Origin of the sequence: Reichenbachiella sp. (assembly GCF_965223055.1) — a bacterium.
Taxonomy (GTDB): Bacteria; Bacteroidota; Bacteroidia; order Cytophagales; family Cyclobacteriaceae; genus Reichenbachiella.
Window position 1 is genome coordinate 412,065 of record NZ_CBDCVM010000012.1, and the last position, 15,722, is coordinate 427,786.

13 protein-coding genes are annotated in these 15,722 nt (G+C 39.8%); 10 read left to right on the forward strand and 3 right to left on the reverse strand.

The features are described from left to right. Window positions 1-46: 46 nt before the first annotated feature. The gene (locus ACOQO5_RS17115) at window positions 47-517 is read right to left on the reverse strand and encodes an STAS/SEC14 domain-containing protein (protein ID WP_420582906.1); all 471 of its coding nucleotides are present in this window, start codon (window positions 515-517) and stop codon (window positions 47-49) included. A gap of 164 nt (window positions 518-681) precedes the next feature. Between ACOQO5_RS17115 and prfB the strand changes: the two genes are divergently transcribed. From prfB to ACOQO5_RS17135, 4 genes are all read left to right on the forward strand, one after another. Next, a protein-coding gene (gene prfB / locus ACOQO5_RS17120; RefSeq protein ID WP_420582907.1) for a peptide chain release factor 2 occupies window positions 682-1,774 on the forward strand; the annotation gives its coding sequence in 2 pieces (ribosomal slippage) (window positions 682-741 and window positions 743-1,774; 1,092 coding nt in all). Continuing rightward, window positions 1,775-2,662: a phosphatase gene (locus ACOQO5_RS17125; protein WP_420582908.1), complete on the forward strand. Its 888-nt coding sequence runs from the start codon at window positions 1,775-1,777 to the stop codon at window positions 2,660-2,662. 12 nt (window positions 2,663-2,674) lie between these two features. After that, window positions 2,675-3,826 (forward strand): YihY/virulence factor BrkB family protein, encoded by a 1,152-nt coding sequence (locus tag ACOQO5_RS17130; protein WP_420582909.1) that lies wholly within the window; start codon window positions 2,675-2,677, stop codon window positions 3,824-3,826. A 260-nt stretch (window positions 3,827-4,086) separates the two neighbouring features. Next, the gene (locus tag ACOQO5_RS17135) at window positions 4,087-5,400 is read left to right on the forward strand and encodes a thrombospondin type 3 repeat-containing protein (RefSeq protein ID WP_420582910.1); all 1,314 of its coding nucleotides are present in this window, start codon (window positions 4,087-4,089) and stop codon (window positions 5,398-5,400) included. A 36-nt stretch (window positions 5,401-5,436) separates the two neighbouring features. On the opposite strand, the gene ACOQO5_RS17140 is transcribed toward ACOQO5_RS17135, so the two are convergent. Further along, a complete protein-coding gene (locus ACOQO5_RS17140) occupies window positions 5,437-5,967 on the reverse strand; it encodes a DUF4442 domain-containing protein (protein ID WP_420582911.1) in 531 nt (176 codons plus the stop codon). Window positions 5,968-6,038: 71 nt separating this feature from the next. Between ACOQO5_RS17140 and ACOQO5_RS17145 the strand changes: the two genes are divergently transcribed. The 6 genes from ACOQO5_RS17145 (at window position 6,039) to ACOQO5_RS17170 (ending at window position 13,497) form a co-directional block, all read left to right on the forward strand. Further along, window positions 6,039-6,413, forward strand: coding sequence for a hypothetical protein (locus tag ACOQO5_RS17145; RefSeq protein WP_420582912.1), 375 nt, complete (start codon window positions 6,039-6,041; stop codon window positions 6,411-6,413). Between the two features lie 155 nt (window positions 6,414-6,568). After that, window positions 6,569-7,375 carry a FixH family protein gene (locus ACOQO5_RS17150; protein WP_420582913.1) on the forward strand — a complete coding sequence of 269 codons (807 nt, stop codon included), beginning with the start codon at window positions 6,569-6,571 and terminating at the stop codon, window positions 7,373-7,375. Between the two features lie 44 nt (window positions 7,376-7,419). Beyond that, complete coding sequence (locus ACOQO5_RS17155; protein ID WP_420582914.1) at window positions 7,420-9,462, forward strand: TonB-dependent receptor; 2,043 nt, start codon at window positions 7,420-7,422, stop codon at window positions 9,460-9,462. A gap of 151 nt (window positions 9,463-9,613) precedes the next feature. Next, window positions 9,614-9,904, forward strand: coding sequence for a DUF1272 domain-containing protein (locus ACOQO5_RS17160; RefSeq protein WP_420582915.1), 291 nt, complete (start codon window positions 9,614-9,616; stop codon window positions 9,902-9,904). 124 nt (window positions 9,905-10,028) lie between these two features. Next, window positions 10,029-12,077 carry a M3 family metallopeptidase gene (locus ACOQO5_RS17165; RefSeq protein WP_420582916.1) on the forward strand — a complete coding sequence of 683 codons (2,049 nt, stop codon included), beginning with the start codon at window positions 10,029-10,031 and terminating at the stop codon, window positions 12,075-12,077. Between the two features lie 16 nt (window positions 12,078-12,093). Next, window positions 12,094-13,497 (forward strand): S41 family peptidase, encoded by a 1,404-nt coding sequence (locus ACOQO5_RS17170; RefSeq protein WP_420582917.1) that lies wholly within the window; start codon window positions 12,094-12,096, stop codon window positions 13,495-13,497. A 4-nt stretch (window positions 13,498-13,501) separates the two neighbouring features. Here the strand turns inward: ACOQO5_RS17170 and ACOQO5_RS17175 are convergent, their stop codons facing one another. Beyond that, window positions 13,502-15,439 carry an OmpA family protein gene (locus ACOQO5_RS17175; RefSeq protein WP_420582918.1) on the reverse strand — a complete coding sequence of 646 codons (1,938 nt, stop codon included), beginning with the start codon at window positions 15,437-15,439 and terminating at the stop codon, window positions 13,502-13,504. Between the last annotated feature and the right edge of the window lie 283 nt (window positions 15,440-15,722).

The following is a 15,722-nucleotide window of genomic DNA, read 5'->3' on the forward strand; positions in this document are numbered from 1 at the left end:
TTGATAATAATCAAGATGGCTTTTTTTATGTCCTTGGTTTGAAATCTTATTTCTTACCGAAAAGCCTTTTAAGCTTTGATTTTTTATCAACGACTGGTGCTTCTACTACAATTCCTGCGAGCCAGTTAGACGCCGGTTGAGTATAATCAAAGACTTTAGATTCTATTGAAGGGTTTACTTTTTTGATGGCTTCAGCTAGTACGTTAGAAGAAATGGTTGCCATCGGAGAATCAGATTCAAGCACTGCTATTTTGTCTATCTTCTTCAGCATGTCGGTGCCTTCCTTATTTACAAATTCGTTTTTAATCCAAATTCTGCACTCGGCATCATAACCTTCTAATGCGCGTCTGTCAACGAGCCAATGTACATTTTCATGTTCTTTGGCAATTTCAGAAGCCATACGCATGACTTTTTGCATCGATGGTAATCCTACGGTGCCTTTCCATCCAAACTGAAAAGTTGTATGGTCTTCATCAAACTGGAAAATAGCGTCTTCTGCTTCAAAAAGAGTTTTCATACGAAATATTAATTCTGGTTGTATAATTTGAGAAAAGGCGGACCGCAAAATTAATCCAAATGAAAAAGATAAACTAGTATGTCTCGAATGAAAAAGTCAATAATACATGAATGGAAATGCAATGGTTTGATAAATTTGCCAACCATTTAAATAAACCATATTCAATGACATCAGATCAATTGAAAGAAGCAAAGGCCCGAGTGAGTGATCTCCGGGGCTATCTTTGACTATGATATCAAAGTAAAAGAAGTAGAAGAAGAAGAATCTATCACTACTCAAGCCGATTTTTGGGATGATCCAAAACAAGCCGAAGCGATGTTGAAGCAAATCAAAGCCAAGAAAATTTGGACGGATGGTTTTGCTAAAGTCAATGCTATGTGCGAAGACTTGGAAACGCTTTATGAGTTTTATGAAGCGGATGAAGTAGAAATGTCTGAGATCGATGCTGAGTACAACAAATTTATTGTAGCATTAGAAGAGTTAGAATTCAAACGCATGCTGAGTGGAGAGGAGGATCAACTCGGTGCTGTGATGGAGATAAACCCTGGTGCCGGAGGAACCGAGAGTATGGATTGGGCTTCCATGCTGATGAGGATGTACATCATGTGGGGAGAAAAAAATGGCTATTCCGTAAAACAATTGAACTACCAGGCAGGTGAAACTGCAGGAGTAAAGTCGGCTACATTGGAATTCGATGGACAATTTGGGTATGGATATTTGAAGTCTGAAATCGGTGTTCATAGATTGGTTAGGATTTCTCCGTTTGATTCTGGAGGAAGGAGACATACCTCTTTTGTGTCTGTTTATGTTTATCCAATTGTAGATGATTCGATAGAAATTGAAGTAAATCAAGGTGATATCGAATGGCAAACATCTCGATCTGGTGGAGCCGGAGGTCAGAATGTAAACAAAGTAGAAACCAAGGTGCAATTGACACACAAGCCCTCTGGGATTGTAATTGTTTGTTCAATTGAGCGATCTCAGTTAGCGAATAAGGAGCATGCCATGAAGATGCTGAAATCTCGCCTCTATCAAATCGAAGTGGATAAGCGTAATGAGAAGCGCGACGAGATAGAAAGCAGCAAAATGAAAATCGATTTTGGAAGCCAAATAAGAAACTATGTTTTACACCCCTATAAATTGATAAAGGACGCTCGTACAGGTGTGGAGCGAACAGATGTGCAGAATGTATTGGATGGTGACTTGGAGGATTACATCAAAGCCTTTTTAATGGGGCAAGGGCAAGAATCTGAATAAATGATACTAGCAGCCATTGATATTGGTTCGAATGCCGTAAGGCTCCAAATCAACCGCCCGATTACTTACGATGGGGTAACGATATTTAAAAAGCTTCAATACATTCGTTTCCCATTACGATTAGGCTCGGATGTATTTGAAAACAACCAAATTGGAGACGAAAAATTTCGCGAGTTTGTCAAATTGATGCAGGCTTTCAAAAATATGATTGATCTCTATCAGGTTGATGAATATTATGCTTGCGCAACTTCAGCTATGCGAGAAGCAGATAATGGTAATGCCTTAGTTCAGGCTGTAAAGGCTGCCTGTGATTTAGACATTAATATCATTAGTGGTGATTTGGAGGCTGAGCTTATTAATAGAGTGATTGCATTCAATCTCCAAACCGAAGAACAGTATCTACATATAGATGTCGGTGGAGGTAGTACAGAACTCACCATCTACCATGGAGAAGAAAAAGTGATCTCGAAATCTTTTCCAATTGGAACTGTACGTCTTTTGAAAAAATCGGAACACCTGGACACATGGGATGAAATGCTACTGTGGATTCAAGAACACAAAGGCAAAGGGTCACATTTTAATGCCATAGGCACAGGAGGAAACATTCGTAAACTTTACGAGTTGACTAATAAGGAGAAAGGCAAATATATTGGCATCAAGAAGTTGGAAGAAGAGCTCCATATATTAAAGAATATGCCATATGAAGAACGTATAGTGAACCTCAAACTAAATGAAGACAGGGCTGATGTGATTATTCCCGCTTCTGAGATTTATATTACGATTATGAAAAAAGCTGGTGCCAAAAAGATCATGGTGCCAGATGTAGGGCTCAAAGATGGAATCATTAGTTATCTCTACGACAAGAATGTGCTTAACAAAAAGATATAGTATCTTTTAGCCGTGAAGAGCTTAATAACGAAGATCAAGGCAATTTCTAAATTTGTCAAAAGTGAAATCTGGATAGCCACAGAAGCCAAAGGGTGGAGGGGTTTTTGGCTTAGGGTGGTCAGAGTCCTTGTCATCACTGCAAAAGAATTCAAAAAAGACAACATTGTCCTTCAGGCATCTGCCCTGACTTACCTGACTATCCTTTCCATAGTGCCTGTGGTAGCCATGATATTTGGTATTTCCAAAGGGTTTGGGATTGAGAATATCATTCGCAATGAATTGGACAAAATGTTTCTCGGTCAGGAAGTCGTAAAAGAAACAATATTTGAATTTGCTCATAACCTGTTGGCTAATGCAAAAGGAGGTGTGATCATAGGTGTTTCCATCGTCGTATTATTCTTCACAGTGATGAAGCTTTTGAATAATATAGAAGTGGTATTCAATAGTATCTGGGGAAAACAAAAAGGTAGGAATTTAATCAGGAAATTTACTGATTACCTGGCTTTGCTAGTGATCTCACCCATACTGATCATACTTTCAAGCGGAGTCACATTTTTTGTACAAAATCAATTGAAGGTAATTGGACAAAATGGCGAAATTGAAGCCCTAATTACGCCACTTGCTGCATTCTTCGTTAAGCTGTCACCATACGTGCTGATTTGGCTGTTGTTTACCATGATTTACGTTATCATACCAAATACCAAGGTGAAATTGATCAATGGCTTAATAGCGGGTGTCATTGCCGGAACCATGTTTCAATTAGTGCAAAAAGGATTTATCACATTTTCTTTTTTAATGAGCAATTATGGAGCCGTATATGGCGGCCTTGCTGTGCTTCCTTTATTTTTCATATTCTGTCAACTCAGTTGGATTATCGTATGCATTGGCGGCGAATTGTCTTTTGCCATTCAAAAGTCCGATGAGTACATTCCAGATGAAACAAATATTAGGTATAGCATAGCAGAAAAGAATAAAATTGCTCTCTTGATTGTGCACACAATTGTAAAGTCATTTGAACAAGACGAACATCAATGGACCAAAAGGGAGTTGTCTATTAAACTAGATATCCCTCACCGATTTGTAAGTAATGCAGTAAACAAACTAGTTCATGCAGGTGTTTTAGTTAGGAGTTTGAGCGATAAAGGAGTTAACTACGTCTATTAGCCAGCTTTGGACATCAACCAAATAGATATCAATTGGGTATACAAAAAGTTGAATGAAGACGGGGATGCAACTCTTCACAATTCTAAAGTCAAGGCCCTGCAGGAAATATCACAGTCCTTGAAAGAGTTAAATAAGGACGTTGAAAAATCAAAAGGAAAACAAACTGCTGAAAGACATTTAGATCCTTTCATATAATATAAATTAATGTTGAAATAGTTATATTTACATAACCAGCGGCAGTTTATTTAAAGAAAGGAACAATGAAGCACTTCCCAAAACTAACTCTGCGATGGAGCACATATGTCTTATGCTCAGCGCTAATTTTTCAATCATGTGATGCAGATGAATCAGGCGATTTGCCAGATGAAGATGGCGATGGAATTGAAGATTCTGTCGATAACTGTCCGGGATTATCCAACCCGGATCAGGCCGATGCCAATGACGATGGTATCGGAGATGTCTGTGAGGGTGATACTGATGAAGATGGAATCTTAGATTATTTAGACAATTGCCCGGAAACTCCCAATGAAGATCAAAAGGACTTTGACGAAGATGGAATCGGAGATGTCTGTGATGAAACCACAGTAGAAGAAGACAAGACGCACATTCAAAGTGCACTAGATGGAACCTACAATTGTATTAGAAATCTGAAAAATGGCGATGCCATAGGTACTATTCTCGACGACATGATGGAATTGAGTAATGGTGATACGCCTGATGAAGTGTGGATGAATGCCGTGATGGAAAACTTGGGATCAACCATAGACACCGGAGACGAAGAGGAGTCATTCAGACTTGTGATGAGTGATATAGGAGGTGTATTCGAATTCAATAAATCTGACAGTAGTTGGACCGAAACCAATAGTTCTACCTCCAAAATTGAATTGCATTTCCCAACCTCAAAGAATGCAGCTAACAATGCTGTGTTGGTATTAGATAATTATACAGACAAGTCGTTTACGACGGATGATAGTACCTACTATCTTCCTACATCAGCCTCCTTAAGTCTATCAGTTGATGCAATAGAAGTCGTCGGTTTGTCTATCAATGAAGTGGTATATGGTACCGGCAACGTGCCTCTGCCAACCAAAGTGGATGTTGATATTTTCTTAAAACCTTCCAATTTCCATATTGTATTAGAAAGCCCGGTGGATACTAAGTTTAATCTAAATTTGGAAGTATCTAATGAAGAGGGATGTGGTTATGGAGTAGAAGTAGATGTTGAGCTAGCACATAACCAATATGATGATATAGATATTGACACTGATATCAAGTCGTTGACAGCCGGTATACACCTAGAACATTTATCTGTTGTAACTGCCTCAGATTTATCTGCATTGTTTAGCCTTCAGGACCCTACTGAGGAAGAGATTAATGAGTTGGTAGATTTGGACTTGTTGATTAACGACTTTAAAGTGGCAGATGTGGAGTATAATGGTTCCGAAGACATACTTTATCTTATTTTCAAGGATGAAACCAAAGAAGATGCCTTCAATTATTTTGAAGATTTCTTTGAAGATGTTTTAGGCCTGGTGGAGTCATATACCGGAGAGCTGATAGAAGATGAAAATTAACCTAAATAGGCCTGGCTTGAATTTTTTAAGTCAGGCTTATTTTTTTCTCACTTTAAAGGACCATGTAAAGTGAAAGACAGCTACTAATGTTCCATCAGCAGTTTTCCCTTCTGTTCTCAATTTTACCGTTTCTGAGGCTCCAGATTCCTTACACTTTGCGACAGCGTCAAAAACATTTTTCCCTTCGCAACAAGTAAATTTTACTTTTGAAGTAGCTTTTTTTACAAACTCGGCGTCCATTCCAACTATGATAGAAGCGATACTTGGCTTACTTCCCTCAATGGCCATGAGTGCCAGTGCTCCGGTAGACAATTCAGCTGCCATAGCCATCACTGCAAAATACATCGACTTGAATGGGTTTTGATTGAGCCAACGATGAGCTACTGTTGTTGTAGCATGGTCCGCTTCTAGTTCAATTACTTTCATGCCGGAAGCCCACCCTAATGGAATTTTGAAAAATAAAAAGGATCGGAATATCCACGCATTGAGCATGCGTTTTCTGTATCGAGCTTGAAATGGGGATAATGACATATATAGAATTTTTTTAACAATTGTGAATCTAGTCATTGACGATCAATTTCATCTAAAACTATGACTTAAATCATGATTCAATTCAGATACTTATCTACATTTGCATCATGCCATTGCGGTTAATCTCCATATTGCTCATTTCAGTCATGATGTACAAGCCCATCTTGTGTACTTGGACAGTTGTTGATTTTGCAATGAATAGGGATTACATATCCACCTATCTTTGTGAAAACCAAGATCGACCTGAGCTGGAATGTCAAGGTAAGTGTTTCTTGATGACCAAACTCAAAAATCAGATGCATGACAGCCAGGAGCATCGGGCTAAGCAGCTAACCCAGCTAAGTAAAATTGAACTGATGAATGTACAAGAGATAACCAAATATGGTTTTTTCAATACTGATTTTGTTTCATTAAAATCAGCAGAAGATCCAGATGTCATCAAAGGATATTTGGCTTCTGTTTTTCACCCACCCATCGTTTGATATTGTCTAATTAGACAACCGTTTTCACATTTTAAATCTCCTACTCATAGGGAGTATCTAGAACTTCTCTTTGTATAAGAGAAAGTCACAAATTATTTATTCTTTAATAAACGAAGTGCGATTAATAATATCGCTACGACACAATTTTTCAAACGATGAAAACTTTACATAACATATTTTTATTAGTTGTTTTAGTACTTGTACAAGCTTGTTCTGATGATGACGAAATCATGAATCCAGCTGATAACATGGTAGAAGTAGCTTCAATAGCCGTACCAGATTCAGATTACAAAGTAGTCATGTATATGGAAGAAGGAATGAGCCCGATAGTTGGATACAATGATTTTTCGTTGGGCCTATATACTAATGACGGTGAGTGGTTGAGTAATGCTCATTTGAGCATCACACCAATGATGCACATGACAGAAATGGACATGATGCACAGTGCTCCGTTCGAAGCTGAGGAGCATGATGCCAGCATGGATATGCTTCAATCATTCGCTACGGTATTCGTGATGCCATCGACCATGGGCAATTGGACACTTGATGTTAGTGTCATGGAAATGGACTCTGATTTCCAAGGTGAAGTATCTATTCCGGTAACGGTAGCAGCTCCTGAACCAACCAGACTGAAATCAGTGAAAAGTGAAGAAACTAGCTATTTTATAACTATGATTGATAATCCAGATTTTGCTGTCGATAGCAATGACATAGAGTTTACTGTGCATAAGCGTGAGACTATGATGAGCTGGCCAGCAGTTGAAAATCTAACGATCGAAATCGAGCCTGAAATGCCTGCCATGGGTCATGGGTCACCGAACAATGTTAATCCAACTCACGAAGGAAATGGACATTACAAGGGTACAGTGAATTTCACTATGACTGGCGATTGGGTAATCAATGTAGTAGTGAAAGATGGAGATACCGTCATTTTGGAAGATTTGTTTGAAGTAGTCTTATAAACTTAAAGAAAGCCTCATGAATTCCATGAGGCTTTCATATGGCCATGCTGAAGCATATTTTAACTCCTTTATTGATTTTTTTGACTGTAATAGCTACCCAAGCTCAAATCTCTCAAGAGGCCTGGTTGGATTCTATTCAGAGTGATTCCTATATAGGAATGGAAGTGTGGCTGGATGACCTGGAACTTTCTGAGACTAGGCATTCTGATGAGTCTGCTGCTTTTGGTTTTTATAAAAATAATCCTTTGAATAGTACAGAAGAAGTGCTGTCCCGATTACCTGGAATGAGTATGATCAGAAGAGGAAATTACGCCTGGGAACCTACGATCAATGGTTTGAGCAGTGGCCAGGTTAATGTGGCTATAGATGGCATGCGCATGTTTGGTGCGTGTACTGATAAGATGGATCCAGTGTCATCTTATGTCGAACCCAACAATCTGGAAAGTATAGTGATTGAAAAAGGAGGGGCGGGAAGTGCACATGGAAGTACAGTGGGCGGAGCAGTAGATTTTAAGTTGAAACGCCCTAGATTCAATAATGCATTAAGTGGTAGTTTGAATTCGCGCTATGAATCTGTATCCAATGGATTTAGTCAGTCTGCTAGTCTGAGTTATGGTACAGACAAATTGGCCATTAGAATGAATGGTGGTTATAGAAACTATCAAGACTATACCGACGGCAATGGCAATGAAGTGTATCCATCTGGTTATAAGAAATTCAATTATTCACTAAGTGGAGCTTATCGTATGAAGGGAAACGACTTGATCAATTTCGACATTCTGATCGATGATGCTCGAGACATTGGATATCCAGGTTTACCCATGGATGTGGCTTTTGCTAAAGCTAAAATAGGAGCCATTAGTTATACGATATTTGAACCGGTAAACTGGCTTTCAGAACTTGAGTTCAAAGCTTATGCAAATGCTGTTGATCATCTGATGGATGACTCCAAACGCATGGATGTACCTGTTCGTATGGACATGCCTGGAGACACCAAAACATATGGTGGTTACGCACAAGCTAGCGCACAACACGGAGTCCATACCTTGCAGACAAAGTTAGATGGCTATGCTACCAATGCTTATGCCGAAATGACCATGTTTATTCCTAACGAACGGGATATGTTCATGCTTACTTGGCCAGATGTAGACAGACAGGACATTGGTCTTTTCCTTGCTGATCAGTGGCAAACAACGGACAAACTAACTACTCAGCTCAGCTTTCGTGGAGAACAAGCTTTCACTCAAATGAAAAGCCAAATGGGCAAAGGACAGTTTGCCGTGTTTGGATATGATGAAGATGACTTTTCTGTTAATCATTTTGTATTGAATACTGGTGTCACATTGAATTATGAGTGGACGGACAAATTCTCTACAAAAATTGGGGGCAGCTATGGCGAGCGGTTGCCGTCTGTGTCTGAGATGTATGGTTTCTATTTGTACAACAATTTTGATGGATATGACTATGTGGGAAATCCTCGAATCAAAAAGGAAAGCTCCTATCAACTCACCGGTTCATTCAAATTCCAACCAATAGAAAAACTGGAGCTAAACGTCAGTGGTTTTCACTATTGGTTTAATGACTATATCATTGGGTATATCGACAATTCGCTGGATGCTATGACCATTGGGGCCAAGGGGGTAAAAGTATATGAAAATGTGGATGGAGTGACATTTTCAGGGTTTGATGCACAGGTTTTGTATAGTGCTTCTAAGTCTGTTCAGTTACTTTATTCTGTGAAGGCTACATACGCCACTGATGGTCATGGCACACCATTGCCATTGATTCCTCCACTCAAAAATAACTTGACTGTCGTAGGCCGAGTGAAAGGTTTCAAAATTCAAGCTGAAGGAGAATGGTCCATGGCTCAAAACCAAATCAGTGAAAATACAGGTGAAATTGCTACTCCGGCTTATCAGTTGCTGCATCTCCGTGCCAGCAAAGACTGGTCATTAGACAAAATCAGTTTAGGAGCCTCTTTAGGCATAGAGAATCTTCTGGACGAAAGCTATCGGGAACATCTCGACTGGGGAGGTGTCTTACGACCCGGGCGTAATTTTTATGCCTCGCTGAAGGTTGGCTTTTGAAGCCTAAGTTTTCTTTTTTGGAAAGTTCTCAATTCAATCACATTTAAGCCCTTCCAAAGTTTAGAACTTTGGAAGGGTTTATATTTTTAGTTAAATCAATTTCTAATATTTCCTAAATTGAATAATATTGAATTAACTACTTGATTGAATTATGTTATCCCTTCTATCCACGTGCGAAAACTGCAATAAACCACTAGCGCCTCAAAGTACCGAGGCCATGATCTGTAGTTATGAATGTACGTTCTGCTCAGATTGCGTAAATGAAGTACTACAAAATGTCTGTCCTAACTGCGGTGGAGGATTTGAAAAAAGACCAGTCAGACCCAAGTCAGGACTCAAGAAATACCCGCCAAGAGAGGTGGTAGTGTTTAAACCTGTCGATCAAGTCGCTTTCCGACCGCTCGTAGAGAAAAATCAGAATATCCCACCCGAAGAAAGGTAGTTTTTCATTTTGGTTGTAAATTGGGGATTGCTTAGACTAAGAGCCATTCGAGCCCTTGTTGGTCTTGTCCCAAGGGGATGCCTTTGGCATGACCAACGAGTATTTACTTTAAACCATTCCCAAAATGAGATTTTTATACTGTCTTTCTATCCTTGCGCTGGTATCGGCGTGTCAGCCATCAGAAACTACCGAAACTATAGACAACCCGTTCGTTGTCGAACTCAACCAACCAGTTGATTTTGCAAGAGTCACTGCGGATGACGTAGCCGCCTACGGTGAATACACCATCAGTCAATCGGCTGCCGCAGTTTCCAAAATTAAAGCGGCCAGCAATCCAACTTTTGATAACATATTTGGTGCTTTTGATGATTTGAGCAATAGTGCTGCCACGGCATACAGCAAAAGCCATTTAATGCACTGGACATCTCCTGATTCAGCCATACGAGCCACCGGGCTGCAAGGATACAAACGAATCGATTCTCTCTTTACCAGTATCTATTCAGACAAAGACCTGTACAACAAAATGGTGGACTATACTGAAACCGAAAAGTACGAGAGTCTGTCGGCCAAAAAGAAGCTGTTGGTAGATGATCTGATCGATCGATTCGAATTATCTGGTGTTGGGTTGAGTGAAGAGAATCTGGCGACCTACAAGAGATTGAATAAGGAAATCAATGACCTGACTGCTGAGTATTCTACCAATATGAATACAGCCAATGAGTTGTTGGTGCTGAATGAAACAGGCGCTGAAGGCCTGCCAGAAAATTTTAAAAAAACTTATGCAGCTGGAGAAGGAAGGTATGAGATACCGGTGATCAACGCGACCAATGGACCGGTGATGAAGAACGCCACCAGAGAAATGACTCGAAAAAATTACTATACCAAATTCTACAATAGGGCAGCAGATAAAAACTTGTCCATTCTTGACGAATTAGTTCAAAAAAGATATGAACTGGGTCAGTTGATGGGTTATGATACTTATGCCGATTACTACCTGGTGCCCAAGATGGCCAAAAACCCTACGAATGTTTGGGAATTTGTGAATGGACTGGTAAATGCCAGTAAAGGAAAAGCCATTACTGATTTAGAAGAATTGGATCAAGTCAGAGCAGCCTACAATGATGGAACCGACGAGGCGCTCGATACCTGGGATGTTTCTTTTTATAAGAATGAGATATTGAAAACTAAATATAATGTTGACTCCGAGGAGATTAGAAATTATCTACCAATGGATGATTGTCTGGCCGGCATGTTTTCCGTCTATCAAAACCTGCTTAACTATGAGTTTAGAAAAGTAGAAAACGGAAGTGTGTGGCATGAGGAAGTGGACATGTATGAAGTGTTTGAGGACGGAAAGCTTAAAGGCAGATTCTATCTGGATCTTTATCCACGACCGAACAAGGAGACTTGGTTCTATTGTGTGCCTCTAGTGAGTGGGAAGCAAAAGCCTGGAGGGTACGAAGTGCCGGAAGCGATGTTGCTAGGCAATTTCACCAGACCTACAGAAACCCTTCCTTCATTATTGAGTCATGGGGAGTTGAGTACCTTGTTTCACGAGTTTGGTCATATCATGGATCAGATGGCTTATGAAGGTGAGTATTCGCTACAGTTTGATTCCAAGTCTGACTTTACCGAGGCCATGTCTCAGATTTTTGAAAACTGGATATGGGACTACGAAACGGTAAGTTCATTTGCCAAACACTACGAAACGGGTGAAGTGTTGCCAAAGGAAACTTTCGACAACATGCTGAAAGCGAAAAACGTTGGATCAGGCTATTCAGCCATTAGCTCATTGAGAGGATGTATGTATGATCTAAACCTCTACAACTTATATAATCCGGAAAACAAAATACCTACGGATGATCTCTGGAAGAAGATCGATGCTGAGTTGGGCGTAAAAGACATATATGTTGAAGGCACGCACCCTCAAGCCAGCTGGATTCATATCAATACCCATCCGGTGTACTACTATGGCTATTTGTGGTCAGATGTGTATGCGCAGGATATGTTCAGCGTATTCGAAAAGAACGGCTTGCAAGACCAGGCCACTGGCGTGAAATACCGCAAGCTGATCTTAGCCAATGGTTCGCAAAGAGATATTGTCGAAGCGGTTGAAGAGTTCCTTGGTCGTCCTTCAAATAATGAGGCTTACATGAAGAGTTTGGGTCTGTAATACTTTCTTGAATTTTGTGAAGCTGATTTATCTCTTTGTTGGATTGCTTTTAACGTTGAACTTATCGGCGCAAAAGTCAGTCAGTTTTCAAGAAGATTTTAAGCTTTACAAAAAAGCACTATTAGACACACACCCTTCATTATACAGATTCACACCTAGGGATCAATTAGATTCTATTGAGCAATCAATAGATGCTGAAACAAGCGAATGGGAGTTTTTCCGCGCATTGACTCGTGTCCATGCCATGATCCGTGAGAGTCACTCATACCTGGGTGCTCCAGATGGCTTAATGAGACAGGCTAGCAAAGCTGAGCTTTTTCCTTTGCGAGTTTTGTTAACGGAAGACAAGATTCTCGTGACTGGAATCAGAAATGAGAGATATAATTATCTAATAGGAAAAGAGATAGAAAGTATCAATGGCCAATCTGTTAAATCTATAATTGGATCATTAGAAAAATTTTCCTTACTGAATTCAGGGAGTAATAATTCGGCCATGTACAAGGAATTGTCTGGTTATGACAACTTTTCCTTTGCTTATTACTTAAATATTAGCCAGAGCAATCAGTTTAAAGTCGTCTATGATGATGGAGAAGTAGCTCAAAGCCTAACGCTGAATGGAAGTAGTGAAAAACTGTCGGATGATTTTCCAAAGTTTCCTCAGGAGCCCATCCCTCCATATACTTTTGTTATTGATAAAGAAGCGAACCTAGCTCGGATTACCATCACCACTTTTGCTTATTGGGTAGTGGATAAGAGCATCAATGACTATAAAGCCTTCTTTAAGAATTGTTTTTCATCCATGACTGAAAACAACATCAGTAATCTGATTATTGATGTCTCAGAAAATCGTGGAGGAGAGGAAATGATAGGAGCGGAGTTGTTGACCTATTTGATCGATCATCCTTTTGACATCTACCGTCAAGTCAGCACCAAAACACTCGATTATAGCTTTACTAACAGCCTACCTAACTCTTCAAAATTAAAATTTTCGAAGAAGAATTTCTCTTACACTGACTCGTGCTTTGCGTTGCAAAAAGGGGATATTCTTCAAACCTTCGAACCAAAACAAGAATATAGATTTGACGGAAATGTCTTCTTCATCTCTAGTGGAAGGTCGAGATCAGCTACCAATATTTTGCTCGCATTAGCTAAGACTCATAAAGTTGGGGCAATCGTGGGACAAGAGTCTGGTGGTACGTTCAGTGATATTGATGGTAGATGGCGAGCCACATTCAGTTTACCGTTTTCAGAGGTATTGGTTTCCTATCCTGTCTGGCGTTTCAAAATCAATTCTAAAGGCCAGGATTCAAGAAGGGGAGTGATTCCTGATTTTGTGGTAGATAGGAGTATTCAAGATATTTTAACGGGAGAAAAGCCAGAACTGGAATTTGTTTATCAGCTGATAAGTAATACACAATAATAGATTACTGATCGTCAAATTGACTGTCAATATCTTGTTCTATTTTGATGGCCGGACGATAAATTTCAAACTCAACTCTTCGATTGAGTTTGCGATCTTCTTCAGTCACTTCTTCTACGATAGGTTGCGAACTGCCATAGCCATTGTGTTCTACCCTATTGGAGCCTACACCTCCAAATATGACCACATAATCTCGTATGGTCTGTGCTCTGTCCTTGGACAGCTGTAAGTTCAAATCATCTGAACCATATTTATCGGTATGTCCGGAGATTCTTAGATAGAAATCCGGGTTGTCATACATGAAGTTGATGATCTTGTTCAAGTCACCATACATTTCTACTTTCAATGTGGCTTGTCCTGCATCGAACTCAATGGATTCGAATTTGACTTTACTGGCGATAGGTTCTGTGACTTCATGAAACTGAACCGGTCCGTCCAGATAGAACATCTCTTCAATTCTGAAGAATTCATCCCCTTGTATAATCAACAAGTAGTTTCTGTGATTGATCAAATCAAACTCAAAGCTGCCATCAGGGCGTAAATACTTTGGAGCCACGGCGGTACCTTCGTCAAGGTCTATGACGGATACGATTCCTGTAAACGGTTTGCCAGTCAATGAATCTGTAAGAGAACCTGAAATTTTAGTTAATGCCTCTGGCTGCGCCTCCATAGGCAATGGGAAGGAGTATAAGTCCAGCATGTTTAGATCATGTGTAGCAGATCGGGAATAAAATAAATCCTTAGACTCTGAATCAATCGAGAAGTAGAACTCACTACCGCGGCCATTTACCAGCGGCCCTATGTTGATGGGTTCGCTCCATTGATCATTTTCGTGATAGGTTTTGTAAATGTCGAACTCTCCAAACTTGAATAGTTGGCCGTTGGAGCTAAAAAACAATACTTCATAATTCGGGTGATAGAATGGACTCACTTCATTTTTACGAGTGTTCACCACAGGGCCTAAATTTTGGGCTGGCATCCATTCGTTTTTGTCATTTTTGTAAGTGAAATAGATGTCCGACAATCCAAATCCTCCGATCCTGTCAGAAGCAAAATAGAGGGTGTCTTCTGTGTGCGATAAACTTGGGTGAGAATCCCAACTTACGCTGTTTACGGTAAAGCCAATATTTTGAATATCAGTCCAGACGCTATCCTCATTAAGCTTTGCCTCAAATATGTCGCAGTTGCCCATGGAACCTGGTGAATCACATCGTGAGAAGAAAAGCGTTTTGCCGTCCTTCGATATGCAAGCCGAGCCTTCATTGAATTGCGTATTGATTTCCTTCAAGTCCGTACTCAATTCCCAATATCCATCATTTTTTTTAGAGATAAACAGGTCTTCGTTTTTTCTGTAGGTCAGTCCCTGAAATCGTTCATTTCTCTTGGAGGTGAAAATCATTACTTGGTTGTCCATACCCAGTGTAGGTGCATAATCAGCTTGTCTTGAATTGATCTTTCTTCCCATGTTGAGCAACACACCTCGTGGCGGACGTATGGTGTCAATAGCTTTTCTATGCTCTACCAGCTTGTAGTAGTAATCGAGCGGAACAAAATTATCAGTCTCTTGGGTGTTGAGCGAGTCGTAGTATAATTCGATCTCTCGAATATCTATACTTTGATGGTGGTGTCTAAGTACCAGCTTATACAGCGCCGTTGCTTCTTCTTCTGTGCCATAGACTTCTGTCAATTTGGCTAGTCGCCAAATCCAATAGGTGTCAATATAAAAATTTCTGATACCGAATTGCATGACATACTCCTGTAACGCAGGATAAAGCTCAGACCATTTTTTCTCTGATTCCAATTTCTGAATATGGTTGAGTTTGGACTTATCATAGTACTCATTGACTTTGTTGATGTTCTTGAAATTGTAGATGCTGAACTGGCCTTCTGTGCCCAGCGTGTCTATCTGCAAAAGTGCACTGCTTTCCTTCTTTTTGCCCAATAGTTGAGCATTTGACGATGTGCAGGTCAGTGTCAGAACACTCAGAAGCAAGAAGATATTTTGAGATAAAAATTTAATCAATTAAAATTCCTTTTTTCGTTACATGCACATCGGCTATCTTAAGTTAGATTAGGATGGCATCAGGTTTTTCAAATTTAGTACAGGCAACTTTGATAACGAATGAAAGCCACGATTAAATATAGTTAGTTTGGCATACCGATTGTAATTATAGTACGACTAAAAAATAGACCAGCTGTTTACGTGCAATTGTGCCAATATGACA

Bases quoted from the DNA above. Each gene is read 5' to 3' on its own strand.
- ACOQO5_RS17115 (WP_420582906.1), bottom strand. From the start codon at position 517: ATGAAAACTCTTTTTGAAGCAGAAGACGCTATTTTCCAGTTTGATGAA.
- ACOQO5_RS17125 (WP_420582908.1), top strand. From the start codon at position 1,775: ATGATACTAGCAGCCATTGATATTGGTTCGAATGCCGTAAGGCTCCAA.
- ACOQO5_RS17135 (WP_420582910.1), top strand. From the start codon at position 4,087: ATGAAGCACTTCCCAAAACTAACTCTGCGATGGAGCACATATGTCTTA.
- ACOQO5_RS17140 (WP_420582911.1), bottom strand. From the start codon at position 5,967: ATGACTAGATTCACAATTGTTAAAAAAATTCTATATATGTCATTATCC.
- ACOQO5_RS17145 (WP_420582912.1), top strand. From the start codon at position 6,039: ATGCCATTGCGGTTAATCTCCATATTGCTCATTTCAGTCATGATGTAC.
- ACOQO5_RS17150 (WP_420582913.1), top strand. From the start codon at position 6,569: ATGAAAACTTTACATAACATATTTTTATTAGTTGTTTTAGTACTTGTA.
- ACOQO5_RS17155 (WP_420582914.1), top strand. From the start codon at position 7,420: ATGCTGAAGCATATTTTAACTCCTTTATTGATTTTTTTGACTGTAATA.
- ACOQO5_RS17160 (WP_420582915.1), top strand. From the start codon at position 9,614: ATGTTATCCCTTCTATCCACGTGCGAAAACTGCAATAAACCACTAGCG.
- ACOQO5_RS17165 (WP_420582916.1), top strand. From the start codon at position 10,029: ATGAGATTTTTATACTGTCTTTCTATCCTTGCGCTGGTATCGGCGTGT.